The sequence below is a fragment of the Petropleomorpha daqingensis genome, assembly GCF_013408985.1.
GTDB classification, from domain to species: Bacteria; Actinomycetota; Actinomycetes; order Mycobacteriales; family Geodermatophilaceae; genus Petropleomorpha; species Petropleomorpha daqingensis.
In genome coordinates this window covers 1,227,169-1,253,896 of record NZ_JACBZT010000001.1, presented here as the reverse complement: position 1 = coordinate 1,253,896, position 26,728 = coordinate 1,227,169, and the positions used below count along the sequence as shown (strand labels likewise).

General features: G+C 74.5%; 31 protein-coding genes. 19 read left to right on the top strand and 12 right to left on the bottom strand.

The window, feature by feature from the left end:
* Positions 1 to 68 precede the first annotated feature (68 nt).
* The 3 genes from GGQ55_RS06165 to GGQ55_RS06155 all read left to right on the top strand — a co-directional run bounded on the left by GGQ55_RS06165 (position 69) and on the right by GGQ55_RS06155 (position 3,355).
* A complete protein-coding gene (locus tag GGQ55_RS06165) occupies positions 69 to 998 on the top strand; it encodes an NAD-dependent epimerase/dehydratase family protein (RefSeq protein ID WP_179715593.1) in 930 nt (309 codons plus the stop codon).
* 135 nt (positions 999 to 1,133) lie between these two features.
* Positions 1,134 to 1,667, top strand: coding sequence for a heme-binding beta-barrel domain-containing protein (locus tag GGQ55_RS06160; RefSeq protein ID WP_179715592.1), 534 nt, complete (start codon positions 1,134 to 1,136; stop codon positions 1,665 to 1,667).
* The gene (locus GGQ55_RS06155) at positions 1,664 to 3,355 is read left to right on the top strand and encodes a DUF885 domain-containing protein (RefSeq protein WP_179715591.1); all 1,692 of its coding nucleotides are present in this window, start codon (positions 1,664 to 1,666) and stop codon (positions 3,353 to 3,355) included. Before GGQ55_RS06160 ends, GGQ55_RS06155 begins: the two co-directional genes overlap by 4 nt.
* On the opposite strand, the gene GGQ55_RS06150 is transcribed toward GGQ55_RS06155, so the two are convergent.
* Positions 3,302 to 4,087, bottom strand: a complete 786-nt coding sequence (locus GGQ55_RS06150) for a hypothetical protein (RefSeq protein ID WP_179715590.1) — start codon at positions 4,085 to 4,087, stop codon at positions 3,302 to 3,304. The genes GGQ55_RS06155 and GGQ55_RS06150 overlap by 54 nt on opposite strands.
* A 117-nt stretch (positions 4,088 to 4,204) precedes the next feature.
* On the opposite strand from GGQ55_RS06150, the gene GGQ55_RS06145 reads away from it, so the two are divergent.
* Entirely contained in the window at positions 4,205 to 4,918 is a 714-nt protein-coding gene (locus tag GGQ55_RS06145; protein WP_179715589.1) for a gamma carbonic anhydrase family protein, read from the top strand.
* Here GGQ55_RS06145 and GGQ55_RS06140 read toward each other — a convergent pair.
* From GGQ55_RS06140 to GGQ55_RS06130, 3 genes are all read right to left on the bottom strand, one after another.
* Positions 4,899 to 5,597 (bottom strand): hypothetical protein, encoded by a 699-nt coding sequence (locus tag GGQ55_RS06140; protein WP_218859181.1) that lies wholly within the window; start codon positions 5,595 to 5,597, stop codon positions 4,899 to 4,901. The two genes, GGQ55_RS06145 and GGQ55_RS06140, sit on opposite strands and share 20 nt — an antisense overlap.
* A gap of 330 nt (positions 5,598 to 5,927) precedes the next feature.
* The gene (gene nhaA / locus GGQ55_RS06135) at positions 5,928 to 7,229 is read right to left on the bottom strand and encodes a Na+/H+ antiporter NhaA (protein WP_179715587.1); all 1,302 of its coding nucleotides are present in this window, start codon (positions 7,227 to 7,229) and stop codon (positions 5,928 to 5,930) included.
* A gap of 72 nt (positions 7,230 to 7,301) precedes the next feature.
* A complete protein-coding gene (locus GGQ55_RS06130) occupies positions 7,302 to 8,150 on the bottom strand; it encodes an aminotransferase class IV (protein WP_179715586.1) in 849 nt (282 codons plus the stop codon).
* 38 nt (positions 8,151 to 8,188) lie between these two features.
* On the opposite strand from GGQ55_RS06130, the gene GGQ55_RS06125 reads away from it, so the two are divergent.
* From GGQ55_RS06125 to GGQ55_RS06090, 8 genes are all read left to right on the top strand, one after another.
* A complete protein-coding gene (locus GGQ55_RS06125) occupies positions 8,189 to 8,674 on the top strand; it encodes a Fur family transcriptional regulator (protein ID WP_179715585.1) in 486 nt (161 codons plus the stop codon).
* On the top strand, positions 8,671 to 9,759 hold the full coding sequence (ygfZ, locus tag GGQ55_RS06120; protein ID WP_179715584.1) for a CAF17-like 4Fe-4S cluster assembly/insertion protein YgfZ: 1,089 nt from the start codon (positions 8,671 to 8,673) through the stop codon (positions 9,757 to 9,759). The genes GGQ55_RS06125 and ygfZ overlap by 4 nt, the downstream gene beginning before the upstream one ends.
* Positions 9,756 to 10,604, top strand: a complete 849-nt coding sequence (locus GGQ55_RS06115; RefSeq protein WP_179715583.1) for a beta-keto acid cleavage family enzyme — start codon at positions 9,756 to 9,758, stop codon at positions 10,602 to 10,604. Before ygfZ ends, GGQ55_RS06115 begins: the two co-directional genes overlap by 4 nt.
* On the top strand, positions 10,601 to 11,158 hold the full coding sequence (locus tag GGQ55_RS06110; RefSeq protein ID WP_179715582.1) for an RsiG family protein: 558 nt from the start codon (positions 10,601 to 10,603) through the stop codon (positions 11,156 to 11,158). Before GGQ55_RS06115 ends, GGQ55_RS06110 begins: the two co-directional genes overlap by 4 nt.
* Positions 11,155 to 12,123 (top strand): asparaginase, encoded by a 969-nt coding sequence (locus GGQ55_RS06105; RefSeq protein ID WP_179715581.1) that lies wholly within the window; start codon positions 11,155 to 11,157, stop codon positions 12,121 to 12,123. The genes GGQ55_RS06110 and GGQ55_RS06105 overlap by 4 nt, the downstream gene beginning before the upstream one ends.
* 87 nt (positions 12,124 to 12,210) lie before the next feature.
* Entirely contained in the window at positions 12,211 to 12,702 is a 492-nt protein-coding gene (locus tag GGQ55_RS06100; RefSeq protein ID WP_179715580.1) for a helix-turn-helix domain-containing protein, read from the top strand.
* The gene (locus tag GGQ55_RS06095; RefSeq protein ID WP_179715579.1) at positions 12,699 to 13,466 is read left to right on the top strand and encodes a hypothetical protein; all 768 of its coding nucleotides are present in this window, start codon (positions 12,699 to 12,701) and stop codon (positions 13,464 to 13,466) included. The genes GGQ55_RS06100 and GGQ55_RS06095 overlap by 4 nt, the downstream gene beginning before the upstream one ends.
* 107 nt (positions 13,467 to 13,573) lie before the next feature.
* Positions 13,574 to 13,879 (top strand): DUF2516 family protein, encoded by a 306-nt coding sequence (locus GGQ55_RS06090; RefSeq protein WP_366488837.1) that lies wholly within the window; start codon positions 13,574 to 13,576, stop codon positions 13,877 to 13,879.
* Between the two features lie 3 nt (positions 13,880 to 13,882).
* On the opposite strand, the gene GGQ55_RS06085 is transcribed toward GGQ55_RS06090, so the two are convergent.
* Positions 13,883 to 14,086, bottom strand: a complete 204-nt coding sequence (locus GGQ55_RS06085) for a PspC domain-containing protein (RefSeq protein WP_179715578.1) — start codon at positions 14,084 to 14,086, stop codon at positions 13,883 to 13,885.
* 24 nt (positions 14,087 to 14,110) lie between these two features.
* Here GGQ55_RS06085 and GGQ55_RS06080 point away from each other — a divergent pair, with 24 nt between their 5' ends.
* The gene (locus tag GGQ55_RS06080) at positions 14,111 to 14,623 is read left to right on the top strand and encodes an O-acetyl-ADP-ribose deacetylase (RefSeq protein ID WP_179715577.1); all 513 of its coding nucleotides are present in this window, start codon (positions 14,111 to 14,113) and stop codon (positions 14,621 to 14,623) included.
* Here GGQ55_RS06080 and GGQ55_RS06075 read toward each other — a convergent pair.
* The 3 genes from GGQ55_RS06075 to GGQ55_RS06065 are packed head-to-tail and all read right to left on the bottom strand — an operon-like array spanning position 14,613 to position 17,094.
* On the bottom strand, positions 14,613 to 15,425 hold the full coding sequence (locus tag GGQ55_RS06075; protein WP_366488835.1) for a spermidine synthase: 813 nt from the start codon (positions 15,423 to 15,425) through the stop codon (positions 14,613 to 14,615). The genes GGQ55_RS06080 and GGQ55_RS06075 overlap by 11 nt on opposite strands.
* A 50-nt stretch (positions 15,426 to 15,475) precedes the next feature.
* The gene (locus tag GGQ55_RS06070) at positions 15,476 to 16,228 is read right to left on the bottom strand and encodes a maleylpyruvate isomerase family mycothiol-dependent enzyme (RefSeq protein WP_179715576.1); all 753 of its coding nucleotides are present in this window, start codon (positions 16,226 to 16,228) and stop codon (positions 15,476 to 15,478) included.
* 5 nt (positions 16,229 to 16,233) lie between these two features.
* Positions 16,234 to 17,094 carry a class I SAM-dependent methyltransferase gene (locus GGQ55_RS06065; RefSeq protein ID WP_179715575.1) on the bottom strand — a complete coding sequence of 287 codons (861 nt, stop codon included), beginning with the start codon at positions 17,092 to 17,094 and terminating at the stop codon, positions 16,234 to 16,236.
* A gap of 34 nt (positions 17,095 to 17,128) precedes the next feature.
* Here GGQ55_RS06065 and GGQ55_RS06060 point away from each other — a divergent pair, with 34 nt between their 5' ends.
* The gene (locus tag GGQ55_RS06060) at positions 17,129 to 18,136 is read left to right on the top strand and encodes a UDP-N-acetylmuramate dehydrogenase (protein WP_179715574.1); all 1,008 of its coding nucleotides are present in this window, start codon (positions 17,129 to 17,131) and stop codon (positions 18,134 to 18,136) included.
* Positions 18,137 to 18,364: 228 nt separating this feature from the next.
* Here the strand turns inward: GGQ55_RS06060 and GGQ55_RS06055 are convergent, their stop codons facing one another.
* Together GGQ55_RS06055 and GGQ55_RS06050 are read right to left on the bottom strand one after the other, a co-directional pair.
* Positions 18,365 to 19,600, bottom strand: a complete 1,236-nt coding sequence (locus GGQ55_RS06055) for an IS110 family RNA-guided transposase (RefSeq protein WP_179714810.1) — start codon at positions 19,598 to 19,600, stop codon at positions 18,365 to 18,367.
* A gap of 65 nt (positions 19,601 to 19,665) precedes the next feature.
* Positions 19,666 to 20,421: an SDR family oxidoreductase gene (locus GGQ55_RS06050; protein WP_366488832.1), complete on the bottom strand. Its 756-nt coding sequence runs from the start codon at positions 20,419 to 20,421 to the stop codon at positions 19,666 to 19,668.
* 127 nt (positions 20,422 to 20,548) lie between these two features.
* Here GGQ55_RS06050 and mshA point away from each other — a divergent pair, with 127 nt between their 5' ends.
* From mshA to GGQ55_RS06035, 3 genes are read left to right on the top strand one after another with little or no spacing between them, the layout of a single operon-like run.
* Positions 20,549 to 21,892 carry a D-inositol-3-phosphate glycosyltransferase gene (gene mshA, locus GGQ55_RS06045; protein ID WP_366488830.1) on the top strand — a complete coding sequence of 448 codons (1,344 nt, stop codon included), beginning with the start codon at positions 20,549 to 20,551 and terminating at the stop codon, positions 21,890 to 21,892.
* On the top strand, positions 21,889 to 22,431 hold the full coding sequence (locus GGQ55_RS06040) for a type III secretion system chaperone family protein (RefSeq protein WP_179715571.1): 543 nt from the start codon (positions 21,889 to 21,891) through the stop codon (positions 22,429 to 22,431). Before mshA ends, GGQ55_RS06040 begins: the two co-directional genes overlap by 4 nt.
* Positions 22,428 to 23,993 (top strand): MFS transporter, encoded by a 1,566-nt coding sequence (locus GGQ55_RS06035; protein ID WP_366488829.1) that lies wholly within the window; start codon positions 22,428 to 22,430, stop codon positions 23,991 to 23,993. Before GGQ55_RS06040 ends, GGQ55_RS06035 begins: the two co-directional genes overlap by 4 nt.
* Here the strand turns inward: GGQ55_RS06035 and GGQ55_RS06030 are convergent.
* Positions 23,990 to 24,742 carry a class I SAM-dependent methyltransferase gene (locus GGQ55_RS06030; RefSeq protein WP_179715570.1) on the bottom strand — a complete coding sequence of 251 codons (753 nt, stop codon included), beginning with the start codon at positions 24,740 to 24,742 and terminating at the stop codon, positions 23,990 to 23,992. The genes GGQ55_RS06035 and GGQ55_RS06030 overlap by 4 nt on opposite strands.
* Positions 24,743 to 24,802: 60 nt before the next feature.
* On the opposite strand from GGQ55_RS06030, the gene GGQ55_RS06025 reads away from it, so the two are divergent.
* Complete coding sequence (locus tag GGQ55_RS06025) at positions 24,803 to 25,108, top strand: hypothetical protein (RefSeq protein ID WP_179715569.1); 306 nt, start codon at positions 24,803 to 24,805, stop codon at positions 25,106 to 25,108.
* A 25-nt stretch (positions 25,109 to 25,133) separates the two neighbouring features.
* Positions 25,134 to 25,892 carry a phosphoglyceromutase gene (locus GGQ55_RS06020; protein WP_179715568.1) on the top strand — a complete coding sequence of 253 codons (759 nt, stop codon included), beginning with the start codon at positions 25,134 to 25,136 and terminating at the stop codon, positions 25,890 to 25,892.
* A gap of 4 nt (positions 25,893 to 25,896) precedes the next feature.
* Here GGQ55_RS06020 and phoU read toward each other — a convergent pair whose 3' ends face one another.
* Positions 25,897 to 26,553, bottom strand: coding sequence for a phosphate signaling complex protein PhoU (phoU, locus tag GGQ55_RS06015; RefSeq protein WP_179715567.1), 657 nt, complete (start codon positions 26,551 to 26,553; stop codon positions 25,897 to 25,899).
* Positions 26,554 to 26,728 lie beyond the last annotated feature (175 nt).

Below are 26,728 nucleotides of genomic sequence, written 5' to 3'. Positions count from 1 at the left end.
TTGACAGGTCGACATGAAGAGGTGAACAGTGGCCGCATTCGAGAGCAGCGCTCACAAAGGAGAACGTCATGGCACTGCACGTGATCGTCGGCAAGGGCCCGGTCGGGATGACGACGGCGGAGCTGCTGACCACGCACGGCCACGAGGTGCGGGTGCTGTCCCGCAGCGGCGGCCGGTCCGCCGACGGCATCGAGCACCGCCAGGTGGACGCCACGGACGCCGGTGCGCTCGCCGCCGCCGCGCAGGGCGCCGCCGCGCTCTACAACGCGGTCAACCCCGCCTACCACCGCTGGGCCACCGACTGGCCGCCGGTCGCGGCGGCGCTGCTCGGTGCGGCCGAGCGGACCGGCGCCGTCCTCGTGACCATGGGCAACCTGTACGGCTACGGCCGCCCCACCGGCCCGATGACGCCGGACTCGCCCCTGGCCGCCACCGACACCAAGGGCCGCGTCCGCGCGCGGATGTGGGCCGACGCGCTCGCCGCGCACGAGGCCGGCCGCGTCCGGGTGACCGAGGCGCGCGCCGCCGACTTCGTCGGACCCCAGGTGCCGGCCGACCACTCGCACCTCATGCGGCAGCTGCCGGCGCTGGAGAAGGGCCGGCGGGCGTGGGTGGTCGGCGACCCCGACGTCCCCCGCGGCTGGTCCTACCTGCCCGACGTGGCCGCGACGCTGGCGGTGCTGGCCACCGATGAACGCGCCTGGGGCCGGGCCTGGCACGTGCCGAGCGCGATCCGCTCGCAGCGCGAGGCCCTCACCGACCTCGCGGCCGCGCTGGGCAAGCCGGCGCCGAAGGTCAGCGGCATGCCGTGGTGGGTGCTGCGGGCGGCCGGCCTGGGGGTGCCGTTTCTGCGCGAGGTCGTCGACGTCCGGCACCAGTTCGACCAGCCCTACGTGATCGACGCGACGGGGACCACCGACACCTTCGGGCTGACCGCCACCCCCTGGGCCGACGTCGTCGCCGCGTCGGTGGCGACGGCCCGCTCGGCAGCCGCCTGACGAGGCACGACCCCGCCGTCCTACGGTGGACGCCATGGTCTCTGCCTGGGTCCTGGTCACCCTGGCCACCCTCGTGGCGCTGGCCTGCGCGTACGGCGCCTACCGCGTCGGCCGGCGGCCGAAGGGTGTCCGCCGGTGAGCGAGCCGACCGAGCTGCCGCTGCCCGACACCGCCGACGTCCGCAGCGGGCCGGAGGTCTCCGACGAGCTGCTCGCCGTCCTGCCGCTCCTGGGCGAGTGGCACGGCGAGGGGCAGGCCGCCGGCCCCGACGGCGACCACCGCTTCGGCCAGTGGATCCGCTTCGCCCACGACGGCCGGGGTTTCCTCGCCTACGAGGCGCGGTCGTGGCGGCTGACCGACGACGGCCAGATCGTCGGCCCCGATGCGCGGGAGTCGGGCTTCCTGCGGCCCCGCGGCACGGACGACGTCGAGCTGCTGGTCGCCAGCCCGGACGGCTGGGTGGAGATCTACGCCGGCCGGGCCAGGACGACGACCAGCTGGGAGCTGGCCACCGACGTGCTCGCCCGTACCCCGGAGGCGCCCGACGTGGTGCACGCCGTCCGGCTCTACGGCATCGTCGAAGGCGCGCTGATGTACGCCATCGACCGCGCAGGGCCCGACCGCCAGCTGCGTCCGACCATGTCCGCCCGACTCGAACGGATCCGATGAGCACCACGCCCCGCGAAGTCGCCGACGCCTTCGTCGAGAAGATCTCCGACCTGGACCCGATCGTGGCCACCGGGCTGGGCAACCGCCCCGGCGACGACCGGCTGCCCGACCTCTCCCCGGAGGGCATCGAGGCCGAGGCCGACCTGGTCCGCGGCACCCTCGCCGAGCTCGACCGCGTGCTCGTCGAGAACCCCGCGCTCGAGGACGACGCCGTCGAGCGGCGCTGCGCCCGCCTGCTCCGCGAGCGGCTGGAGACCGATCTCGCCGGCCACGAGGCCGGGGAGGGCTACCGCAACCTGTCCAACCTGTTCAGCCCGGTGCACGCCGTCCGCCAGGTGTTCTCGCTGATGCCGGCGCAGAGCGAGCAGGACTGGTCGGTGCTCGGCCGGCGGCTGGCGCGGGTGCCGGAGGCCTACGACGGCTACCGGGCGTCGCTCGAGGAGGGCTCGCGCCGCGGGCTGTTCGTCGCGCCCCGGCAGGTGGAGACCGTCGTCGGGCAGCTCGGCGAGTGGCTGGCCGGCCCCTACTTCGCGACGTTCGTGCAGGCCGGTCCCGAGTCGTTGCGGGGGAAGCTGGAGTCCGCGGCCCGCGACGCCGACGAGGCGGTCGCCGGCATCCGCGACTACCTGCGCGACACCTACCTCCCGCGCACCGCCGGCACGCCGGACGCCGTCGGCCGCGACCGCTACGCCGTCGCCGTCCGCCGCTGGAACGGCGCCGATCTCGCCGCCGGTGGCCGGCTCGAGGAGGCCTACGCCTGGGGCTGGTCGGAGCACCAGCGGATCCTGGCCGAGCAGCGCATCGAGGCCGACAAGGCGGTGCCCGGCGCGACGCCGATGGAGGCCATGCGCTGGCTGGACGTCAACGGCGAGGCCGTGGACGGCGTGGAGACGATCCGCGAGCGGCTGCAGGCGATGATGGAGGAGGCGATGGACGCCCTCGACGGCACCCACTTCGACCTCGCCGAGCCGGTCCGCCGGGTGGAGGCGATGATCGCGCCCCCGGGCAGCGCCGCCGCGCCGTACTACACCCGCCCGTCGCTGGACTTCGCCCGGCCCGGCCGCACCTGGCTGCCGACCCTCGGCCGCGAGCGGTTCCCGATGTGGGACCTCGTCTCGACCTGGTACCACGAGGGCGTCCCCGGTCACCACCTGCAGCTCGCGCAGTGGGTCTACGTGGCCAAGGACCTCTCCACCTACCAGACCTCGCTGGGCTCGGTCGGCGCGAACGCAGAGGGCTGGGCGCTCTACGCCGAGCGGCTCATGGACGAGCTCGGCTTCCTGAGCGACTCCGGCGCGCGGCTGGGCTACCTGGACGCGCAGCAGATGCGCGCGGTCCGCGTGGTGGTCGACATCGGCATGCACCTCGGGCTGCCGATCCCGGACGACGCCGAGGGCGCCGTCGCCGAGCACCGCGGGAAGCCGTGGACGCCGGAGCTGGCCCGCGCCTTCTTCGGCGAGAACTGCGGCCGCGACCCGGAGTTCCTCGACAGCGAGCTGGTGCGCTACCTCGGCATCCCCGGGCAGGCGATCAGCTACAAGCTCGGCGAGCGGGCGTGGCTGGCCGGCCGGGAGGCGGCCCGCAAGAACCGTGGCGCCGACTTCGACCTCAAGGCCTGGCACATGGCGGCGCTGTCACAGGGCTCGCTCGGCCTCGACGACCTCGCCACGGAGCTCGCCCAGCTGTAGCCGCGGCGGCACGAGCGCCAGGACGGCGACGGCGAACCCCCAGGCGAGGCAGAGCACCGACCACGTGGGGGAGAAGCCCGCCCAGGTGTCGGGGAAGGCGACCGAGACCAGCCCGAGGTAGGCGGCCGAGAGCCCGGCCGAGACGCCGAGGTGCCGCCGTCCCCGCGGCCAGACGGCGGCCAGCGACGGCAGGGCGATCAGCGCGAGGGCCAGCGCACCTTGCACGGCGTAGTGGTCGACCCCGTTGGTGCGGTCGCCGATGCTCTCCCCGGCGTCGCGCCGGTTGTCCGCGAACACCGCGCCCGCGTGCACCAGCCAGGGCACCGCGCCCGCCACCGCCGCGACGAGCAGCGGGAGCGACGGCCGGCCGAGCACCGGGCGCAGCGGTTCCCGCCACGGCCGGAGCAGGGCCAGCAGCACCGCCGTCTGGACAGCCAGGACGCCGGCGTAGCCGAGCACCTGCGGCTCCAGACCGGCGGCGGCGCAGACCAGCAGCGCGGCGAGCGCGATCCCGAGGGTCAGCAGCGCCGGGGCGGTCCGGCGCGGGCGGACGGCGACGACCAGGAACGAGCCCCCGACCAGCACCGTCATGAACACGCCCCAGCTGGCCTCCAGGACGACCGGCCAGCCCGGGTCCCAGGTGACGGAGAGGTCGATCAGGCCGAATCCCGGGAAGATCCACCAGGTCAGCGCCCAGAGGAAGGCGACGAGGCGGACGGTCAGCAGACGCACCGGCAGAGGATGCCGGGGAGGCCGGCCACGGTCCAGCACCTACGCCGTCGGCTCGGTCGGCGGTACTGTCGCGGCCTCGCCGAAGGCTCAGCTTCTCGAGCAGAGGGAAGGCCGGCCATGGTCGTTCCGGAGCCCTACCTGCACCCACCCGGCCGAGGGGCGATGTTCGTCGTCCACCGCAACGGCCGCCCGACGGTCGACGAGTCCGTGTACGTCGCGCCGACCGCCGTCGTCTCCGGCGACGTCACGATCGGGCCGCACAGCCGGGTCCTCTACGGGGCCGTCCTGACCGCCGAGGGCGGCCCTGTCGTGATCGGCGCGAACTGCATCGTCATGGAGAACGCGGTCGTCCGCGGCGTGCCCCGGCACCCGACGCGCCTCGGCGACAACGTCCTCGTCGGTCCGCACGCGCACCTGACGGGCTGCACCGTCGACGGCGACGCCCGGATCGCGACCGGGGCGATGCTCTACAACGGTGCGCACCTGGAGCGCGGCGCCGACGTCGAGGTCGGCGCCGTCGTCCACGTGAACACCCGCGTGCCCGTGGGCGTGGTCGTGCCGATGGGCTGGTTCGCCGGCGGGGATCCCGTGGAGCTCGTGCCCCCGGGCGACCGGGACCGCATCCGGGCGCTGATGGGTCCGCTGGACTACCCCGGGACGGTCTTCGGCGTGAGCCCGGAGCCAGGGGAGTCGGCGATGCCGGACATCGCCCGCCGCTACACGCGCGCCCTGGCGCTGCACCGCTACGACGTCCTGACCGAACCCGCCCCGCACGCCGTCCTGGGCACCGACTGGGACGACGCCGGGACCCCTAGTCCGGCGGCGGGTTGACCCGGTCGCTGTCCGGCGTCACCGCGTCGCCGGGCTCGGCCGGCCACGCGTCGAGGCCGTCGTCGTCGAGGACGGCGCGCACCGCTGCGGCGCTGCCGCCGACGTAGGTGCTCATCAGGTCGATGTCGGTGACCACGCACCACGCCCGGTCGGCGGGGAACCACAGGCTCGGGCCCTGCTCCGCGGGCTCGGCCGCGAAGTTCGCCGCGGCCAGCGCGACCGGACCGCGGACCAGCCGGAACGCCCGTCGACCGAGGTGGAGGGCGGTGCTGTCGGCGTCGTCGGTCCAGGCCCCGAACCAGCAGTCGCCGGGATCGGCGGTGTGCGCGGCGAGGACGGCGGCCAGCCGCGCGGCGACCGGGGCGAGCAGGTGCCCCTCGGCGGGGGAGTCGTTCCAGAGCTCCGGTTGGTCGTCCTCGCCCACGAAGTCCCAGGAGCCGGTGATCGCCGGCCACTGCATCTGCCGGTGCGCGGTCCGGTCGTTGAGCGCGGCCACCGCGGACCACGGCACCTCGACGTCGTCGTCCCCGTCGTAGCGGATGGCCGGGTGCAGCACCCGGCCGTAGGCCTCGAAGACCGGCGGCACGAGGGAGGCGAGCGTCGGAGGCTCGGGCGGGGCGAGGGCGGCGGCGATCCAGCCGGCGGCGGAGAGGTCGGTCTCGACGGGACAGCCGGCCACGTTCACCCCGGAAAACTACCCGGAAGAACGGACAACCCCCGGGCTGCTCCGCGGCGCTGGACCCTGCGGTGCAGGGGAGCGGCTCGCGGGCCGACTGGACAAATGTCGGCAGCCCGGGGGTCGGGTGACTGTCCGGTTCTCGCTCGCCGCCGTACGACGGACGGGCGATCATGCCGTCGTTCGAAAAAGTCTCCGAACGGGCGGCCCATCTGGACGGCGGCTAGCGGACAGCCACCTCACGAGTCCGATAAGCATGCAAAGTACGGACCACCTCCTCTCTCGTGTACCTCGACGGTACGACGCCGGTCCGGGCGGCGGCAACGGCATAAATCAGCCGTCGGCGAAATCCGGTCCGAACACGTCCGGAACGCCGTCGCCGTCCGCGTCGACCTGCTCGAGGGCCGCCAGCCGGCGGTAGCGGCGGTTGCGCAGCCGGAGCAGGACCGCGGCCAGCAACGCCGCCGCCACCGTGCCGACCAGAACGCCCACCTTGGCGTGCTCGTCGCGGACCGATCCCGCGCCGAACGCCAGCTCGCCGATGAGCAGCGAGACGGTGAAGCCGATCCCCCCGAGCAGTGCCAGGCCGACCACATCGGGCCAGCCCAGCTCCTCGTCCAGCCGGGCCCGCGTGAAGCGGGAGACCAGCCAGGTCGCCCCGCTGATCCCGATCGTCTTTCCGACCACCAGCCCGACGACCACGCCGAGCGCTACCCGGTCCTGCAGCGAGTCGACCAGCCCGGACAGGCCGCCGATGGTCACGCCGGCGGCGAAGAAGGCGAAGACCGGGACGGCGATCCCGGCCGAGAGCGGGCGGAAGCGGTGCTCGAAGTGCTCGGCCAGCCCCGGTCCGGCGTCCGGACCGCCCGCCGCCTCTGACCGGACGACCGGCACGGTGAACGCGAGCAGCACCCCGGCCACCGTCGCGTGCACGCCCGAGGCGTGCACCAGCCCCCACGTGAGCGCGGCGAGCGGCAGCAGCAGCCACCACGACCGGACCCGCCTCTGCACCAGCACCCCGAACGCGGCCAGAGGCAGCAGCGCCAGCAGCAGCCAGGGCAGGTGCAGTTCCGAGGTGTAGAAGATCGCGATGATCGTGATGGCCAGCAGGTCGTCGACGACGGCGAGGGTGAGCAGGAAGGTGCGCAGCCCGCTGGGCAGGTGCGTGCTGATCACGGCCAGGACGGCGAGCGCGAACGCGATGTCGGTCGCGGTCGGGATCGCCCAGCCCCGCAGGCCACCGCCGCCGAGGTTGACCAGCGTGTAGATCACCGCGGGGACGGCCATGCCGCCGACCGCGGCCGCCACCGGCAGCGCCGCCCGCCGCGGATCGCGCAGGTCGCCGGCGACGAACTCGCGCTTGAGCTCGAGCCCGGCGACGAAGAAGAAGATCGCGAGCAGCCCGTCGGCCGCCCACTCGCCGAGGGTCAGGTGCAGGTGCAGCGCGGCCGGGCCGACCTCGGTGTCCCGCAGCGCCTCGTAGGACGCCGACCAGGGCGAGTTCGCCCAGGCGAGCGCGAGCACGGTGCCGGCCAGCAGCAGGACGCCGCCGACCGTCTCCTTGCTGAGGATGTCGGCGATCCGGCGGGTCTCGGCCCACGACCCGCGGGCGAACAGGCGGACGGGACCAGGCATGGACGGCGGCTCCAGGATCAGGGGTCGGGTCGGACCTGCCGACCAGACTTCCCGGCGCACCTGATGACCAGGCTACCGGTCGAGCAGCTCCCGCACCCGCGCCGAGAGGCCTGCGTCGCCGCGCCGGACGCCGTCCAGGGTGTGCACCGTCGCCGCCCCGCGGACGCCGGACACCAGCCACACCGCGTCCGCGGCGTGCAGGTCGGCGACCGTGCCGGGCACGACCTCGGTCGGCCACCCCGCGTCGGCCGCGCGGGCGAACAGCCGGCCCATCGTCGTCCCGGCGAGGATCCCGGTCTCCAGCGGCGGCGTGCGCAGCGCGCCGCCGGCCGCCCAGACGACGGTCGACGTCGGCCCCTCCAGCAGCCCGCCCTCCAGCGAGGTGAAGACGACGTCGTCGGCACCTTGCGCGTGCGCGTGCCGCAGAGCGGCCATGTTCACCGCGTAGGAGAGCGTCTTCGCCCCGCCCAGCAGCCACGGCGCGTGGGCGCGCAGATCGGCCGGGACGCCGAGCTGCAGGCTGACGACGGCGATGCCCTCCGCACGCTGGCGCAGCACCTCAGCCGACACCGGGGACAGCACCGCGAGCACCGTCGGCGGCACCCCCTCACCCAACCCCCGGGTCAGGTAGAGCCGGCAGGCGCCCTCGACGTCGTCCGGCCACTTCTCCACCAGCGCGTCGACCAGCGCGCGCCAGACCGCCGCCCCGGGGTCGGCGAGCTCCAGCAGCGCGGCCGAGCGGGCGAGCCGGGCCAGGTGCGCGTCGAGGTACGGCGTGCCACCGCCGATGACGTCGACCGACTCGAAGACGCCGTCCCCGCGGGCCAGGCCCTGGTCGAAGGCGGTCACCACCGGCTCGTCGGCCGCCGCCAGCTGCACCTCGCCGTTGCGCCACAGCGCCACTCTCAGGTCGTCCGCCACGTGCCCAGCCTGCCCCACGGGCGGCCTACGCTCGCCACGTGGCGCACGAACACGCGCACCGGGGCGGCCCGGGCGACGGGTCCGCGCCCCTGGCCGAGCGGCTGCACGCCCAGGGGCTGCGGCTGACCGCACCGCGCCGCCAGGTGCTCGCCGCGGTCGACGCGCTGCGCCACGCCACGCCGGAGGCGATCGTCGCCTGGCTGCGCGAGCAGGCCGGGCCGGCCGGCACCCCGCCGGACACCTCCACCGTCTACCGCAACCTCGAGGTGCTCGAGCGCCTCGGCCTGGTCTGGCACACCCACCTCGGCAAGGGTGCGCCGGTGTACCACGCGGCCGCCGAGCACCCGCACCTGCACGTGGTGTGCGCCTCCTGCGGCACGATCGACTCGGCCGACCCCGACCTGCTCGACAGCGCCGCGGAACGTCTGGCCGCCGAACTGGGTTTCACCGTGGACGTGGGGCACGTCGCGCTCTCGGGGACGTGCCGCAACTGCCGCGAGAGAGCTGGATCGGAGAACGCATGAACCCCCTCCTGGGACGCCCGGGCGCCGTCGCCGTCGAGAACGGTGCCGTCGCCGCCCACTACGGCGACCCCCTGCGCGAGCAGCGGCAGCTCGCCGAGGGCGCCGGCCTGGTCGACCGCAGCGACCGCGACGTCCTCGCGATCCCCGGTGCCGACCGGCTGACCTGGCTGCACAGCCTGACCAGCCAGCACCTGGAACGGCTGGCCGACCGCACCGGCACCCAGGCGCTGGTCCTCTCCCCGAACGGGCACGTCGAGCACCACCTCGTGCTCGCCGACCTCGACGGCACCACCTGGGCCGACGTCGAGCCCGGCACCGGCGCCGAGCTGCTCACCTTCCTGCAGCGGATGGTGTTCATGCTCCGCGTCGAGCCGGCCCTGGCCACCGACCAGTGGGCCGTGCTGTCCCTCGTCGGGCCGCGGGCGGACGCCGTCCTCGACGCCGCTGGTCTCCCGGTCCCGGACGCGGTCACCCCGCTGGACGGCGGCGGTTTCGTGCGCCGCATGCCGCCGATCGGCGACGGCGCCCCGGTGATCGACCTCCTCGTCCCCCGGGCCTCGGTGGCCGAGGTCGCCGACCGGCTGCTCGCCGCCGGCGCGACCCTGGCCGGCCTCGACGCCTACGAGGCGCTGCGGGTGGAGGGCCGCCGGCCGCGGTTCGGCGTCGACACCGACCACCGCACGATCCCCAACGAGCTGGAGTGGCTGCGCACCGCCGTCCACCTCGAGAAGGGCTGCTACCGCGGTCAGGAGACCGTCGCCCGCGTGCACAACCTCGGCCGCCCGCCGCGGCGGCTGGTGCTGCTGCACCTGGACGGCGTCAGCGAGGAGCTGCCCACGCCCGGCACCCCGGTGCAGGCCGGCACCCGGGACGTCGGCCGGGTCGGCACCGTCGTCCGGCACCACGAGCTGGGGGTCGTCGCCCTCGCGCTGGTCAAGCAGTCCGTCGCGCCCGACGCCGCGCTGACCGTCGGCGGGGCCACCGCCGCGATCGACCCGGACGACGCCCCGGCCGAGGTCGACGCCGAGGTCGCCGCCGCCCGGGAGCGCGTGCGCGCCGTCCGGTCTGCGAACATGCGGGCGTGACCCCGGGCACCCTCATCACCCTCGCGCCCACCGGCGCGGAGTCGGCGAAGGCCGACGTCCCGGCGCTGCCGGTGACCGTCGACGAGGTCGTGGCCACCGCGCGCGACTGCCAGGCGATCGGCGCCGCGGTGATCCACCTGCACGTCCGCGGGGAGGACACCCGCCCGACGCTGGACCTCGGCCGCTGCCGGGAGGTCGTCCAGGCGGTGCGCGAGGCGACCGACCTGGTCGTGCAGATCTCCAGCGGCGGCGCGGTCACCGACCCGTTCGACCAGCGGCTGGCCGTCCTCGACGTCGAGCCGGACGCCGCCTCGCTCACCCTGGGCACGGTCAACTTCGGCCGCGACGTCTTCTCCAACCCGTGGGACCTGATCGTCGAGCTGCACACGCAGATGCAGCAGCGGGGGATCGTGCCCGAGTACGAGGTCTTCGACCTCGGCCAGCTGGCCACGCTGCAGCGGCTGCTCGACAAGCACGGGGCGCCGCACGGCGGTCGCGTGCACGTCGACCTGGTCATGGGCGTCCCCGGCGGCATGCCCGGGACGACGCAGGCGCTCGCCGCCTGCCTGCCGCTGCTTCCTCAGGGATCGACCTTTGCCGCTACCGGCGTCGGGCGTACCTCGCTGCCGGTGATGCTCGCCGCGCTGTCGGCCGGCGGCCACCTGCGGGTGGGTATGGAGGACACGCTCACCTACGCTCCCGGCGAACCGGTCCGGGACAACGCACAGTTGGTGGCACGGGCGGCCGGGCTGGCCCGCATCGCCCAGCGCCCGCCGCTGACCACCGCCGAGGCCCGGGCGTTCCTCGGCATCGACAACCGCACGACCGTGGAGGCCGCACCGTGAGTCCCAGGAAGCCGACCGCCGCGGGCGGCGCCGCCGTCGACGCGCTGCTCGACCCGTCGTTCCTCGATGGCGCGGAGACCCTGCCGATGGCCGAGGTGCGCCGGCTGCGCCGGCAGGCCGAGCAGGAGGAGGTCAACCTCTCCTACACGCGGCGGCTGCTGCAGGGGCGGCTCGACATCGTCCGGCGCGAGCTGCAGCGCCGCGCCGACAACGACGGGCGCTCGCTGATGGACCTGCTGCCGGAGATCCTCGCCGAGAAGGGCCGGGGCCCCGCCCACGGCCTGGGCCGGCACCAGACCGTGCAGCCGTCGTCCCCCGAGGAGTTCGAGTCCTGGGTCAACGGGCTGACCGACGTCGACCTCTCCTCGATCCAGGAGCTGTCCGACGCCAAGCTCGAGAAGGCCGCCCGGGCGCTCGCCGAGGCCGAGAAGGGGCTCTCCGAGCGTCGCCGCGGCGTGCAGAACGTGATGGACGCCCTCGCCGGTGAGCTGGGGCGCCGCTACCGCGAGGGCGAGGCCGACGTCGCCGCGCTGCTGGCCGACGAAGGCCGATGAACTTCTGGCCTGACAACCCCGTCCTGGTGGAGGTGTGGCGCTCCGGGTTCCTGGAGTCGGTGCACCGGGGGGCGCTCGTCGTCCTCGATGCCGACGGCGACGTGCTCTTCGCCGCCGGCGCGATCGACCAGCCGATCCTGCCCCGCTCGTCGAACAAGCCGGTGCAGGCGACCGCGATGCTCGCCTCCGGCTGGGCGCCGCGGTCGACCGAGGAGCTGGCCATCGGCGCCGCGTCGCACAACGGCGAGGACGGCCACCGCGAGCTCGTCGCCGGGATGCTCGCCGCCGTCGGGCTCGAGCCCGAGCACCTCGGCTGCCCACCGGCGCTGCCGATGCACGAGCCCACCCGCGCCCGCTGGCTGGCCGAGGGCCGGGCGCCCGAGCGGCTGGCGATGAACTGCTCGGGCAAGCACGCGGCGATGGTCTCGGCCTGCGTGGCCGCCGGCTGGCCGGTCGAGGGCTACCTCGAGCGGGGGCACCCGCTGCAACAGGCGATCGAGGCGCGGCTGGCCGAGACGGCCGAGCACCCGGTGGCGGCCGTCGTCGTCGACGGGTGCGGTGCGCCCCAGCACGCGCTGCCCCTGAGCGGGCTGGCCCGCGGGGTGCTGTCGCTGGTCCAGGCGCCCGAAGGCAGCCAGGAGCGGTCGGTCGCCGACGCCATGCGCGCCCACCCCTGGCTGGTCGCCGGCACCGGCCGCGAGGACACCGAGCTGATGCAGGCCGTCCCCGGTCTGCTGGTCAAGGGCGGTGCGGACGGCGTGCACGTCGCGGCGGTGCCCGGTCGCGGGGCGGTCGCGCTCAAGCTCGACGACGGCAGCGAGCGGGGCCGCACCCCGGTGCTCGCCGCGGGACTGCGCCGGCTCGGCGTGCGCGACGACCTGCTTGCTCCCTGGTTGCTGACCCCGGTCTCCGGCGGCGACGGTGTGGTCGGTGAGATCCGGTCGGCGGCGTCCGTAAACGCCTGAACTGGACTTTTGCCTGTGAGGAGCCTCACGGTCGGGTGCTAGCTCCTCCGCTTGCAAGAGCTAGCACCGTCGCCTAACGTAGGTCACGTGCAGAAGCCCACGGAGTTCGTGCGGGAGCAGGTGACGACGGTCCGCGAGAAGGTGGACCGGGTCGCTGGTTCCGTTGCGGAGACCGTCGGCGCGGCGCCGTCCGCGTCGGCTGTGGGTGAGTTCATCCGGGAGCAGCGCAACGCCGCCAGCGTGTCGCTGCGCGAGCTGGCCCGCACCGCCGGGGTCAGCAACCCGTACCTGTCCCAGGTGGAGAGGGGCCTCCGCAAGCCGTCCGCGGAGATCCTCGCCGCGATCGCCAAGGGGCTGAAGATCTCGGCCGAGTCGCTCTACGAGCAGGCCGGGATCCTCGACCGGCGGTCCGGCACACCGGACACGGTGGCGGCCATCCGCTCGGACCCCGCTCTCTCGGAGCGGCACAAGGCGGTGCTGCTCGAGCTGTACGAGACCTACGTCCGCGAGCACGCCGCCCGCACCCCTGACTCTTCCCGCACCGCGAACGTTCCCCCAACCACGAAGGAGTCGGCATGACTGCCACCCAGACCGTGAAGCAGTACGGCGAGACCGCCGTCCACTTCGCCAAGACCCCCGTCCTGGCCACGATCGGCGCCGGCGACCTGGCCGTCCAGCGCGCCAAGCTCGTCGTCGACCAGCTCCGCAACCGCGCCGAGGCGCTGCCGGGCGAGGCCAAGGTCCAGGCCGACCTGGGCGTCAAGGAGGCCCGCACCCGGGCCACCGAGGCCGCCGGTCAGGCCCGCGCCGCCGCCGAGCAGTTCCGCGCGTCGGTCCGTCCCGAGGCCGTCCGCACCACGGTGACCGGCCTGGTCGAGACCGCCCGCACCCAGGCGTTCGCCACCGTCGAGGCGCTCGCCGAGCGCGGTGCCCACGTCGTCGAGGAGCTGCGCCAGCAGCCCGGCTTCCGCCGGGTCGTCCGTCGCGCCGAGAACGCCGTCGACACCGTCGAGGGCACGGTCGAGGAGGCCATCGAGGACGGCGCCAAGGCCGTCAAGGACGCCTCCAACGAGGTGACCTCGGTCGCGCAGAAGACCGCTGCCAAGGCCACCAAGGTCGCCGACAAGGCCGAGAGCAAGACCGCCGAGGCCGCCGAGAGCACCAAGGAGACCGTCGACGCCGCCGCCGAGACCCCGGCCAAGCGCGCGCCGCGCAAGAGCACGACGGCCGCCCGGAAGAGTTCCCCGGCGAAGGCCAGTGCGTCGGTGAGCAAGCCGCGCACCAGCCGCGCCCGGACCGCCAAGCCGGCCGACCCGACCGCCGTCCCGGCCAAGAAGGCCTGACGCGGGAACGAAAGGATCAGGGCCCCGGAGCTGCGCACAGCGCTCCGGGGCCCTGTGCTGTCCGCTGGAGCCCCTGGCGGACCGGCCCGCGCGAGTACCCTGCCCGCGTGGGCTTCGAATGGCTGTTCATGACCGCCCTCTACACGGCGATGTTCGTGCTGGCGGGCTGGGCGTTCGTCGACGCGCTGTTCCGCCCGTCGACGTCGTTCGTGGCCGCCGGGAAGCTCACCAAGCCCGCGTGGGCGGGCATCACCGGGCTGGCCGCGCTGGTCGAGTTCTCGATGACGCCGTTCGCCCTGTTCGGGGTGCCGTTCGCCGGGTTCCTCTGGCTGCCCGGGATCGTCGCCGCGATCGTCTACCTGGTCGACGTCCGGCCGGCCGTGCGGGGACTGCGCCGCGGCAACAGCTGGTAGCCGTCAGGCCCGCGTGTCCGGCGGGATGACGATCCAGAGCACCAGGTAGGCGATGAACTGCGGGCCCGGGAGCACGCAGGAGATCACGAACGCCCAGCGCACCGCGGTGGGGGACACCCCGATGAGGCGGGCGATGCCGGAGCAGACGCCGCCGAGCACCTTGTTGCGGGTGTCGCGGGTCAGCCGGCGGGAGACGGGCGGCGTCATGCCCGGTGACCTTACGGTCGGGCCGTGCAGCTGCGGGCGGTTCTCGGCGATCTCACCGAGGCGGACGTCGACGTCGTCGTGAACGCGGCCAACCCCGGCCTGCTCGGCGGAGGCGGGGTCGACGGCGCGATCCACCGCCGCGGCGGTCCCGAGATCCTCGCCGAGTGCCGTGCGGTCAAGGAACGGCTGCCCGGCGGCAGGCTGCCCCGCGGCGACGCCGTCGCGACCACCGCCGGACGCCTGCCGGCCCGCTGGGTGGTGCACACCGCGGGTCCGATCTGGTCGGCGTCCGAGGACCGCAGCGCCGTCCTGCGCTCCTGCTACGCCAGCAGCCTGCGGGTGGCCGACGGGCTCGGCGCCCGCACGGTCGCCTTCCCCGCGGTCTCCGCCGGCATCTACGGCTGGCCGGTCGATGACGCCGCCCGCCAGGCGGTGGCCGGCGTCTGCTCGGTCGAGCCCGAGCACGTCGTCGAGGTGCGCTTCGTGCTGTTCTCGCCCGAGGTGCTGGCCGCCTTCGAGCAGGCGCTCAGCGGCTGAAGACCTCGGGCGGCGGCTCGGGAGAGGGCTGCGCCGCGGCGTCCGGGATCGGCCGCGCGCTGCCGACGAACCGGTCCAGCTCGTCGCCCTCGACCACCCGCGAGGGCATCGGGTCGCCGGCGCAGCGGCGGACCAGCGCGGCGACCGGCAGCGGCGCGTCCGACGCCACCGCGACCAGGTTGCCGAACCGCCGGCCGCGGAACGTCCCCGGCTCGGCGATCAGGCAGACCTCCCGGAACACCGCGCGCAGGGTCGCCGCCTGCGCGCGGGCGAACGCCAGCGGCGGCCCGTCGGCGACGTTGGCCGCCAGCACGCCGCCCGGCCGCAGCACGCGGCGGATCTCCCGGGCGTACTCGACGGTCGTCAGGTGCGCCGGGGTGCGCGCTCCGGCGAACACATCGCTGACCACGACGTCCGCGCTCGCCGGGTGCATCGACGCGACCGCCTCCCGCGCGTCGGCCGCACGGACCCGGATCCGCGCGTTCCGCGGCAGCGGCAGGTGGGCCCGCACCAGCTCGGTCAGCGGCTCGTCGATCTCGGCGACCCGCTGCCGCGAGCCCGGCCGGGTGAGCGCGACGTACCGCGGCAGGGTCAGCGCCCCGCCGCCGAGGTGGACGACGTCGAGCGGGACACCCTCGGCCGCCGCGAGGTCGAGCACGTGGCCCATCCGGCGCACGTACTCGAACTCCAGGTGCGTCGGGTCGTCGAGGTCGACGTGCGACTGCGGCGTGCTGTTGACCAGCAGCATCCACGAGCCGTCGCGGTCGGCGTCACCGAGCAGCTCGGCGGTGCCGCCCTGCACGGGCGTGGGTCCAGGGGGGAGGAGCTCCTCCCGGCGTCGCGCCACCGCGGTCAGCGACCGCGCAGCAGGGCCTCGGCGGTGGCGTCGCCGTCCACCTGCACCCCGGCCGGGCGGCCCCACAGGTGCCGCAGCAGCTGCGTCCCGTCGCCGGTGAGCGTGGCGTCGGCAGCGCCGGACGGCACCGGTCCGATCGTCACCACACCCCGGTCGACCCGCACCTCCCACTGCCGGCCGCTACCGGTGCTGGTCACCGCCACCACCGCGTCGGCGTCGGCCAGCGGCTCCCTGTGCGCCCAGCGGGGGACGACGATCGACAGCAGCTCGTCCACGCCGTCGTCGGCCAGGACCGGGTCGAGCGGCGCGTGCGCCACCCCCGCGGTGGCCTCGAGGTCCATCCGGTGCACCGCCAGCTCGTGCGCCTGCCGGCGCGCCCACGAGGCGGCCACCTTCGGCGCGGCGGGGCTCATGTGCCACGCGGGGGAGTCCGGCGGCGTCGTCCGCAGGGCGCGGACCAGCGCGGTGTGGCCGGCGGCGTACCAGTCGAGCAGGCCGTCGTCCGGAGGCTCCTGCTCACCGGGCGGCGAGTCGGCGTGCCCGGCGCACACGATGTCGGTGGCCCAGCGGTGCACGGTGCCGAGGTGTCCCACCAGGTCGCGCGCCGTCCACGCCGGCACCCACGGGACGACGACGTCGAGCCGGCCCGCGTCGGCCAGCTCGGCGGCGAGGATCCCGAACCGCTCGCCCTCCTCGACCACGGCCTCGATGCAGCGCAGGCGGAGGGACTCTCCGGCGAGGGCGGTCACGCCGGTCATGCTGCCGGAACCGGCGCGACCGCGGACCAGCGCACGGTCACCTCGCCCTGCCGCCAGCGGCGGGTCGCCCCGACGAACGGCCAGCCCTGCTCGGCCATCGTCTCGACCGCGGCGGTCCACCGCTGCCGGGGTCCGAACGCGGACACCGACGCCGAGGCGGCCCACGCCGCGTCGAACGCGCGCAGGAAGTCGTGCACCGGCTGCCCGGGCACGTTGTGGTGGATCAGCGCCTTGGGCAGCCGCTCGGCGAGGTCGGAGGGCTGGGCCAGGTCGGCGACGCGTGCCGACAGCGTGAGCGTGAGCGGGCCGTCCGCGTCGAGGGCGACCCAGGCGCCGCGCCGTCCGTACTCGTCGCAGGTGCCCTCGACGATCAGCCCGCCCGGACCGAGCGCGTCGCGCATGGTGTCCCACGCCTGCGCGGCGGACGGCTCGTCGTACTGGCGCAGCACGTTGAACGCGCGGACCAGCACCGGCTGCAGCCCGGCCAGCTCGAAGCCGCCGAGCCGGAAGTCCACGCGCGGCGGATCGCGGTCGGCCGCGACCGCAGCCACGCGCTCGGGGTCGATCTCCAGCCCGACCACCTCGAGCCCGTCCACCTCGGCCGCGAGCCGCTCGGCCAGCTCGAGCGTCGTGACGGCGGAGGCGCCGTAGCCGAGGTCGACCACCAGGGGCCGGGCCGCGTCGCGCAGCCGGGGGACCTGCGTGGCGAGCAGCCAGCGGTCGACCCGGCGCAGCCGGTTGGCGTTGGTGGTGCCGCGGGTCGGCAGCCCGAGCGCCCGAGCTCGCCCGGCGGCCAGGCGCGGCGCCTTCTTGCGGATCGGCGGCAGCGAGGCGCGCTGCTTGTGGTCGCCGCTCACCTGACGGGAGCCTAGTCGCGGTTAGCGTGGGGTCGTGCAGGTCCGACACGACGCCCGGCTCGCCGAGCTCACCACCCTCGCGGTGGGCGGCCCCATCGACCGGCTCGTGGAGGTCGCCGACGCCGACGAGCTCGTGCAGGCCGTCCGCGACGCCGACGAGGCCGGGCGGCCCTTGCTGGTCCTGGGCGGCGGCTCGAACGTCGTGGCGCCCGACGAGGGCTGGCCGGGGGACGTCGTCCTGGTCCGCACGCGGGGCATCCAGCGGGACGGCGCCGTCCTCGTCGTCGCTGCCGGCGAGGACTGGGACGGCGTGGTCGCGCACACCGTCGCCGACGGGCTGGCCGGACTGGAGGCGCTCTCGGGCATCCCGGGCTCGACCGGTGCGACGCCGGTGCAGAACGTCGGCGCGTACGGCCAGGAGGTCGCGCAGACGATCACCGCCGTCGAGGTCTGGGACCGCGTGGAGAAGGACCGCCGCAGCCTGACGCCGGCGGAGTGCGGCTTCGGCTACCGCGACAGCCGGCTCAAGCGGGATCCCTCGCGGTTCGTCGTCCTCTCGGTGACCTTCGCGCTGCACCCGGGCGAGCTGTCCGCCCCCGTCGGGTACGCCGAGCTGGCCCGCACGCTCGGCGTGGAGCTGGGGGAGCGCGCGCCGCTCGCCGACGTCCGCGACGCCGTGATCGGGCTGCGCCGCGGCAAGGGCATGGTGCTGGACCCCGCCGACCCGGACAGCCGCAGCGCGGGCTCCTTCTTCACCAACCCGATCGTCCCGGCTGCGCGGGCCGTCGAGGGCTGCCCGAGCTGGCCGGCCGGCGACGGGCTGGTCAAGCTCAGCGCCGCCTGGCTGGTCCAGCACGCCGGCTTCGGCCGCGGCACGCGCGACGGCCACGTCGGGACGTCGTCGCGGCACAGCCTCGCGCTGACCACCGAGGACGGCGCGACCGCGACCGAGCTGCTGGCCTTCGCCGACCGGGTCGTCGCCGAGGTCGAGCGGCGCTTCGGCGTCCACCTGGAGCGGGAGCCGACCGCCGTCCGGCCCTAGCTTTCGCCCTTGAGGTCAAGACCGTCGGGCGGGCAGGTGTCATCCGGCCGGGTGCGGGGGGCGTCCGGCCTGGGAGCGCAGCGCGGTGATCGGTCCGGCGGTGGGGCCTGGTCGGCAGGCTGATCAGACGCCGTCGAGCGGCAGGCTTTCTTGTGCGCCGTGGGCGGCCCCAGGGCGAGCGGGCGGCAAGCTAGGTTGCGCCGTCGTGCGGCATAGCTGTCACAGCCGTCACCGCTCGCTCTGGTGCCGGGCTCGACGGTAGCGCTGTTCGTCGAAGGGTTGTTGGGTCTGGAGCAGGGTGTAGGCCAGTCGGCAGGCGTGGCGGGCCAGGGCGATGCGGACCGGGATCGGGCGCAGGCCGCGGGCGCGCAGCTCGTGGGCGCGGTCGATGAACGGCCCGCAGTGCTGGGACAGGCCCCAGGCGAGGTTCATCAGCGCATCGCGGTGTTCGGGCAGCCCCTGACGGGAGATCGGGGTGCGCCGGTTGATCGTCGCCGACCGGTAGCTGCCCGGGGCCAGGCCGGTGGCCGAGTAGAGATGCTCCGCGGTGGGGAACCGGGCAATCGGCAGGCTGAACGCGGCGAAGGCTGCTGCACGACTGGTGGCCACACCGGGCAGCGTGGTGAGGATCTGCCCGGCGCTTTCGGCCAGCAGAGCGGTGATCTCCGCGTCGACCGCGGCGATGTCGGCAGCGATCGCCCGCCAGCGGGCCACGCTCCGGCTCAACCGCGCTGCTCGTGCCGAGGCGTCGGGCGGCGGTGGCAGGCAGGCCCGCCACCGCCCGACCCAGAACTCCGCTTCGCTGGTGAGCACGCGCCCCCGGGCTCGAGCGCGCAGCGAACGGATCGAGGGCGGTCGGCCGGCGAAGGCCGCGGCGCAGTCCAGCACCGCCTGCCCGATCACGCTGTCGGCCGGCAGCGCCCGGCCATGCCCGTCGGGTGCGGCCAGTCCGGGGCAGAGGGCATGCAGTTGATCGTGCAGCCGCTGCTGGGCCACCTTGTGCTCGCCGATCAGGCCGCGGCGGTGGCGAACAGCCGCGGTGAGCGCGTCCTGTTCCTGGTCGGGCACCGGCCGGCCCTGTCCTTGGCGGGCCAGGTAGGTCAGCGCCGCGCAGTCCCGGTCATCGGTCTTGAATCGCCGCGATCCCAGTTGTGCTCGGGCGGCGGTGGTCTCCGAGGGCGCGAAGAGCCGGACCGATCCGGGAAACCGCTGGTTGAGCTCGCGCAGCCAGGCCTGATGCAGCCCGCCGGAGGCCTCGATGGCGAACACCGGACCCGAGGGGCCGACGTGGTCCACGACCAGTCGGTGCAGCTGCTCCAGCCCCGGACGCAACACCGGCAGCGACAGCGGCGGCACCACCTGGCCGACTTCACCGGTGCTCAACCAGACCCGATTGCTGACCTTCCCCGGATCGATGGCCACCACCAGCGTCGACGCCGGCAGCGCCTCGTGCAGCAAGCCCACGACAACCTCCCGTCCACCGCGGAAACGTCGTCAGGACGCTTCCGCAGGAACGGGGTCAACGGCTATCAGCTGTCGCGGGCCACCTTGTGCTGGGCGGCCTGGGCGATCGGCCGCACCACCATGAGGTCGATGTTCACGTGGTGCGGGCGGGTGACCGTCCACGCGATGCAGTCGGCGACGTCCTCGGCCACGAGCGGCTCGCGCACCCCGCGGTAGACGTTGTCGGCCCTGTCCTGCGAGCCGAGCCGGTTGCGGGAGAACTCGTCGGTGCGCACCATCCCGGGTGCGATCTCGATCACCCGCACCGGCTCGCCGACGATCTCCAGCCGCAGCGTCTCGGCCAGCGTGTGGATCGCGTGCTTGGCGGCCGTGTACGAGGCGCCGCCCTCGTAGCTGATCAGCCCGGCGGTCGAGCCGACGAAGACGACGTCGCCGGCGCCTGAGGCGCGCAGCGCGGGCAGCAGCGCCTTGGTCATCCGCACGGTGCCGAGCACGTTGACGTCGTAGGCCTGCTGCCACGCGTCGAGGTCGGCGTCGGCCACCGGGTCCATGTCCCACGAGCCGCCGGCGTTGTTGACCAGGACGTCGACCCGGTCCAGCTGCGCGCAGAAGGCGGCCACCGACCCGTCGTCGGTGACGTCGAGCGGCAGCGCCCGCCCGCCGATCCGCTCGGCCAGCTCGGTGAGGCGGTCCAGCCGCCGCGCGCCCAGGACGACGGAGAACCCCTCGGCCGCCAAGCGGGTCGCCGTGGCGGCGCCGATCCCGCTCGACGCGCCCGTGACGACCGCGACGCGGCCGGTGCTGGGAAGTTCCCGGTACACGGATGGTTGAAGGTTCGAGGGACCGGACATGTGCTCATCCTGACGCTGTTGCAGGATGGAGAGTCGGCAGGGGGCAGTTCGGCCCTCGCTCACGACGTCGAACACCACCACGGGCGGGAGGTCTCACGTGCCCGCTCGCCGTTTCCGCCGGTCGACCACGCCCCGGCGGGTGGCCACCCTGTCCGTGCACACCAGCCCCCTCGACCAACCCGGTGCCGGCGACGCGGGCGGCATGAACGTCTACATCGTCGAGACCTCCCGGCGGCTGGCCGAGCGCGGCATCGCCGTCGACGTCTTCACCCGGGCCACCTCCAGCGACCTGCCACCGGTGGTCGAGATGAGCCCGGGGGTCACCGTCCGGCACGTGCCCGCCGGGCCGTTCGAGGACCTCGGCAAGGAGGAGCTGCCCGCGCAGCTGTGCGCGTTCACCGCCGCGGTGCTGCGCGAGGAGGCCCAGCACGAGCCCGGGCACTACGACCTCGTCCACTCCCACTACTGGCTCTCCGGCCAGGTCGGCTGGCTGGCCAAGGACCGGTGGAGCGTCCCGCTGGTCCACACCGCGCACACCCTCGCCAAGGTGAAGAACGCCGCGCTGGCCGCTGGAGACCGGCCCGAGCCGCGCGCCCGCGTCATCGGTGAGGAGCAGGTCGTCGTCGAGGCCGACCGGCTGATCGCCAACACCGAGGAGGAGGCGCGCCAGCTCCACCACCACTACGGCGCCGACCCGCGGCGGACCCTCGTCGTCCCGCCCGGCGTCGACCTCGACCGGTTCTCGCCCGGCGACCGGATGGCCGCCCGCCGGGCGCTCGGCATCCGGCCGGACGCCGTCGTCCTGATGTTCGTCGGGCGCATCCAGCCGCTCAAGGCACCGGACCTGCTCCTGGCCGCCGCCGCGCGGATGCTCGCCGACGACCCCGCCCTGCGCGAGCGGCTCGAGGTGCACGTCATCGGGGCGCCCAGCGGCTCCGGCCTGGACGCGCCGCGCCAGCTCGAGGAGCTGGCCGCCGCCCTGGGCATCGCCGACCTCGTCCGCTTCGTGCCGCCGCAGCCGCCGCACCGGCTGCCGCTGCACTTCCGGGCGGCCGACGTCGCCGTCGTCCCCAGCCACAACGAGTCGTTCGGGCTGGTCGCCCTCGAGGCGCAGGCCTGCGGGACGCCGGTGGTCGCCTCGGCGGTGGGCGGCCTGATGACGGCGGTGCACGACGGCGTCTCCGGCGTGCTCGTCGAGGGCCGCGACCCGGCCGACTACGCCGCGGCGATCCGCCGGGTGCTGGCCAGCCGGACCTTCCTGGCCGCCGGCGCCCGCCGGCACGCCGGCCAGTTCTCTTGGGACCGCACCGCCGACACGCTGATCGAGGCCTACACCGCGGCGGCCGGCGAGCTCGCCGTTGCCCGCGAGGCCGCGCGGCTCGCGCCCGTCCGGGCGCGCACACCGCTGCGTGCCTTCCCCGGCGCCCAGGTGGCCCAGTGAGCGTCGTCGACGACCTCGACGCGGTCATCGGCGAGACGCTGCGCGACAGCGAGCTCGAGCACGAGCACCCCGCGCCCGGCCGGTGGCTGGTCGACCTGCCCGGCACCAAGAAGCTGAAGACCGTGTGCGGGCTGATCGTCGGCGAGCACGCGCTGCGGGTCGAGGCGTTCGTCTGCCGCCAGCCCGACGAGAACCGCGAGCAGCTGTGGACCTTCCTGCTGCAGCACAACGCCCGCATGTACGGGGTCGCGTTCTCCATCGACAGCGTCGGTGACATCTACCTGACCGGCCGGCTGCCGCACGCCGCGGTGACGCCCGAGGAGATCGACCGGATCCTCGGCGCGGTGCTCAGCTACGCCGACGACTCCTTCAACACGATGCTGGAGATCGGCTTCGGCACCTCGATCCGCCGCGAGTGGGCCTGGCGGGTCAAGCGGGGGGAGTCGCTGCGCAACCTCGAGGCGTTTGCTGCCTTTGCAGACCCAGCCGCCTTCGCCGATCCGGACTCCCGGCGACCGCAGGGAGACGGCGGGGAGTGACCGCGGCCGGCGACGTACCGCCGGGCTACGCCCGTCGGTGGTGGGTGCTGGCCACCATGACGGTCTGCATGCTGGTCGTGATCACCGGCAACACGATCCTCAACGTCGCGCTGCCCACCCTGCAGCGCGAGCTCGACGCCACGCAGGGCGAGCTGCAGTGGGTGATCGACGCCTACATCCTCGTGTTCGCCGGCCTGCTGTTCTCGTGGGGCGTCATCGGCGACCGGATCGGCCGCAAGAAGGTCCTGCTCATCGGGCTGACCCTGTTCGCGGTCGCGTCGCTGTTCGCCGCGTTCAGCGGCAGCGCGGTCGAGCTGATCGCGTGGCGCTCGGTCATGGGCATCGGTGGGGCCGCCGTGCAGCCCACCACGCTGGCGGTGATCACCAACGTCTTCCCGCCGGGGGAGCGGGCCCGCGCGATCGGCATCTGGGCCAGTGCCAACGGCGTCGGGGTCGCTGCCGGGCCGCTGGCCGGAGGGGCGGTCCTCGCCCACTTCTGGTGGGGGGCGGTGTTCCTCATCGGGGTCGGGATCTGCGTCCTGGGTGTGGTCGCGGTGCTCCTCGTCGTCCCGGAGTCGCGCGACCCCTTCCCGCGCCGGCTGGACGTCCCGGGCGTGCTGCTGTCGATCGTCGCCCTCGCCGGGCTGGTCTACGGCATCATCCGCGGCGGCTCCGGGGTGGGCTGGACCGATCCGACGGTGCTGGTGCCGCTGGTCGGCGGGGCGGTGCTGCTGGCGGTGTTCGTCTGGCTGCAGCGCCGTTCCACCCACCCGGCGCTGGACGTCTCGCTGTTCCGCAACCCGGCGTTCTCCGCGGCCGCGGCCGCCCTGGGACTCAACTTCTTCGCGCTGCAGGGCGCGACGTTCTACCTCGTCTACTACCTGCAGGGCGTCCGCGGCTACACCGCGCTGCAGAGCGGCGCGGCTCTCATCCCGGTCGCCGCCGGCATGGCGGTCATGGGCCTGCGCAGCTCGGTGCTGGCCCAGCAGTACGGCGCCAAGCTGGTGGTCACGGCCGGTTTCCTGCTGGTCGGGGCGTCGTTCGCCGGGATCCAGCTGTTCGACGTCGCGTCCCCGCTGTGGCTGCTGGTCGTGGTGTTCAGCGCTCAGGGCCTGGGCATGGGGGCGATCTTCCCGCCGGCCACCGAGTCGATCATGTCCGTCGTCCCGCGCGAGAAGGCCGGTGCGGGGGCCGCGGTGAACAACTCCGTGCGCCAGGTCGGCGGCGCGCTGGGCGTGGCCATCCTGGGTTCGATCCTCACCGCCGCCTACCGGGCCGACCTGGCCGACACCCTCGACGGCCTGCCGGCCGCCGTCCGGGAGCAGTCGTCGGAGTCGATCGTGGCCACGCTCGAGACGGTGCGCCGCATCGCGGCGGGTGCGGACGCCGACGCCGCCCGGGCCGCCGCCGGGGTGGTCGACGCGGCGAAGGAGGCGTTCGTCTCGGCGATGCACACCACCGCCCTGTACACCGCGTCGTGCGCGCTCGTGGCGGTGGTCGTCGTCCTCACCTGGCTGCCGGGACGACGGAGCGTGCCCGACCTCGCGCGTCAGAACGCCTAGCCCACGTCCCACCAGAAGGTGGTCGCGGTCGGCGGGGGCGCGTCGTCCAGCCGGGCCAACTCCGCGGCGATCTCCGGATCCCGGTCGGCCGGCAGGCACAGCCGCCGGCGGGTGAACGCGAGCACCTCGGCGGGGTCCCCGCCCCGGAACAGGTCGAGGCGCTCCCAGGTCGACGAGCCCGCCGCGATGCCCAGGTCGGCCAGGACCTCGCCGAACAGCACCGACGTCGGTCCGTCCGGCCGGCCCTGGCCGTGGAAGTGCCGCCACAGCGGCGCCAGCGCGGTCCACGGGTGGGCGTCGGTCAGCTCGACCACCACCCGGCAGCGGGCGTGCCCGGTCAGCGCGGTCAGGAAGCCGGGCAGGTCCGGCACGTTGTAGACGACGTTCGCCGCGACGACGACGTCGGCCGCCGGGACCTCGCCGGCCACGTCGGGCCACCGGCCGCACCAGGTCCGCACCGGCGTGGGGGCCGCCGCGGCCCGGTAGCGGTCGAGCATGTCCGCCGACTCGTCCACCGCGAGCAGCTCGGCCGCGCCCACCGGGATGCTGGCCGCGCCTCCGCCGCAGCCGACGTCGAGCACCGAGCCGGGCCGGCCACCGCGGACCGCCTCGTGCGTCACGACCGAGCCGCGGCGGCTGCCGAACAGGCCCGGCGGGAAGCCGTAGGGCGACTCCGGGGCGGCGGCCAGGATCGCGGGGTCGATCGCCCAGGCCGCGAGCTCCTCCGCCCAGCGCTGCGCCGCTCGCACGGGGCAGATCCTGCCCGTTCCCGTGCCGTTCCAGGCCGGAAACGGATAGCGTGGTGCGTGATGCAAGGCAGCACCCCCGCGCAGCAGCGCTTCGGACGGTTGCTGATCGGTGTCGTCGCCGCCTCCGCCTTCGCCTATCCCCTGCTGTTCTGCGCGGTCAAGCTCGGTTTCGCCCAGCTCGAGGTGGACATCGACGTCGCGGCCACGGTGCTCTGGCTGACCGTCGCGGTGGCGTGCAGCGTCGCGCTGGTCGGCGCCCTGCGCTGGGGCGCGGCACGGCGGGTGCGCAGCTTCTGGCTGCTGCTCGGCCTGGCCCCGCCGGCGCTCTACGAGCTCTGGCTCGTCTGGCCGCAGCTCACCGCCTGAGCTTCCCGCCGGGCCGTCGGGCAGGATGGCGGTCGTGACCGGAACGCTGGTGCTGCTGCGACACGGCGAGAGCGAGTGGAACAAGGCCAACCTGTTCACCGGGTGGGTCGACGTCCCGCTGTCGGACAAGGGACGGGCCGAGGCGACCCGCGGCGGTGAGCTGCTGGCCGAGCACGCCCTGCTGCCCGACGTGCTGCACACGTCGGTGCTCAAGCGGGCCATCACCACCGCCGAGCTGGCGCTGGCCGCGGCCGACCGGCAGTGGATCCCGGTGCAGCGCTCCTGGCGGCTCAACGAGCGGCACTACGGCGCGCTGCAGGGCAAGGACAAGGCGGCCACCCTCGCCGAGTACGGCGAGGAGCAGTTCATGGTCTGGCGCCGCTCCTACGACACCCCGCCGCCGCCGATCGAGGCCGGCAGCGAGTTCAGCCAGGACGCCGACCCGCGCTACGCGGTGCTGCCGCCGGAGGTGCGCCCGGCGACCGAGTGCCTCGCCGACGTCGTCGTCCGGATGCTGCCGTACTGGTACGACGCGATCGTCCCCGACCTGCGCGCCGACCGGACCGTGCTGGTCGCCGCGCACGGCAACAGCCTGCGCGCGCTGGTCAAGCACCTCGACGGCATGGGCGACCAGGAGGTGGTCGGGCTGAACATCCCGACCGGCGTCCCGCTGCGCTACGACCTGGACGACGACCTCACGCCCCTCAAGCCGGGCGGTGAGTACCTCGACCCGGAGGCCGCGGCCGAGGCGATCGAGGCCGTGAAGAACCAGGGCAAGAAGTAGCGCCCTAGGACATGTTCTGCATCTCGCGCTCGCCGGTGACCAGGTAGACGACCCGGCGGGCGACGCTGACGGCGTGGTCGGCGAACCGCTCGTAGTAGCGGCCGAGCAGGGTCACGTCGATCGCGGCCTCGATGCCGTGCGGCCAGTCCTTGGAGAGCAGCTCGCGGAACAGCTGGCGGTGCAGCTGGTCCATGAGGTCGTCGTCGGCCTCCAGCCGGCCGGCGGCCTCGACGTCGAGCTTGGCGATGACCGTGGCCGTCTGGGCGACGAGGCGCTCGGCCACGTGCCCGGCCTCGAGGAAGATCGGCCGGACCTCCAGCGGCACCGCGTGGTCGGGGAAGCGCATCCGCGCCACCTTGGCCACGTGGACGGCGAGGTCGCCCATCCGCTCGAGGTCGGCGACGATGCGCGTCGCCGCGGTGATCGTGCGCAGGTCGGTGGCGACCGGCTGCTGCTGGGCCAGCAGCATGAAGCAGCGCTGCTCGAGGCTCTCCCGGGCGGCGTCGACCTGTTCGTCCCCGGCGATGACCAGGTCGGCCAGCGCGACGTCGGCGTCCAGCAGGGCGGTGGTGGCCTTGCTCATCGCCGACCCGACCGTGTTGGCCATCTCGACCAGGCAGTTGTTGATGTCGGCGAGTTCCTCGTGGTACTGCTGGCGCACTGGTTCCCAACCCCTCTCGGGCCGGTCGACCGGCCGATTCTCACGCGTCTCCTGCAGGGTAGGAGTGCTGCACGGTGCCCCGAGTACCGAGAGGTGAACGGGGGGCCACATGGCGGTGAACTCCTCGCCGGGGCGGGTGACGTACCCGGCGAATGGCTGCTTTTCCGGTCTGTTC

Bases quoted from the DNA above. Each gene is read 5' to 3' on its own strand.
- GGQ55_RS06020 (WP_179715568.1), top strand. From the start codon at position 25,134: ATGGCGGTCGTGACCGGAACGCTGGTGCTGCTGCGACACGGCGAGAGC.
- GGQ55_RS06085 (WP_179715578.1), bottom strand. From the start codon at position 14,086: ATGACGCCGCCCGTCTCCCGCCGGCTGACCCGCGACACCCGCAACAAG.
- nhaA (WP_179715587.1), bottom strand. From the start codon at position 7,229: ATGCCTGGTCCCGTCCGCCTGTTCGCCCGCGGGTCGTGGGCCGAGACC.
- GGQ55_RS06165 (WP_179715593.1), top strand. From the start codon at position 69: ATGGCACTGCACGTGATCGTCGGCAAGGGCCCGGTCGGGATGACGACG.
- GGQ55_RS06145 (WP_179715589.1), top strand. From the start codon at position 4,205: ATGGTCGTTCCGGAGCCCTACCTGCACCCACCCGGCCGAGGGGCGATG.
- GGQ55_RS06025 (WP_179715569.1), top strand. From the start codon at position 24,803: ATGCAAGGCAGCACCCCCGCGCAGCAGCGCTTCGGACGGTTGCTGATC.
- GGQ55_RS06155 (WP_179715591.1), top strand. From the start codon at position 1,664: ATGAGCACCACGCCCCGCGAAGTCGCCGACGCCTTCGTCGAGAAGATC.
- GGQ55_RS06105 (WP_179715581.1), top strand. From the start codon at position 11,155: ATGAACTTCTGGCCTGACAACCCCGTCCTGGTGGAGGTGTGGCGCTCC.
- GGQ55_RS06095 (WP_179715579.1), top strand. From the start codon at position 12,699: ATGACTGCCACCCAGACCGTGAAGCAGTACGGCGAGACCGCCGTCCAC.
- ygfZ (WP_179715584.1), top strand. From the start codon at position 8,671: ATGAACCCCCTCCTGGGACGCCCGGGCGCCGTCGCCGTCGAGAACGGT.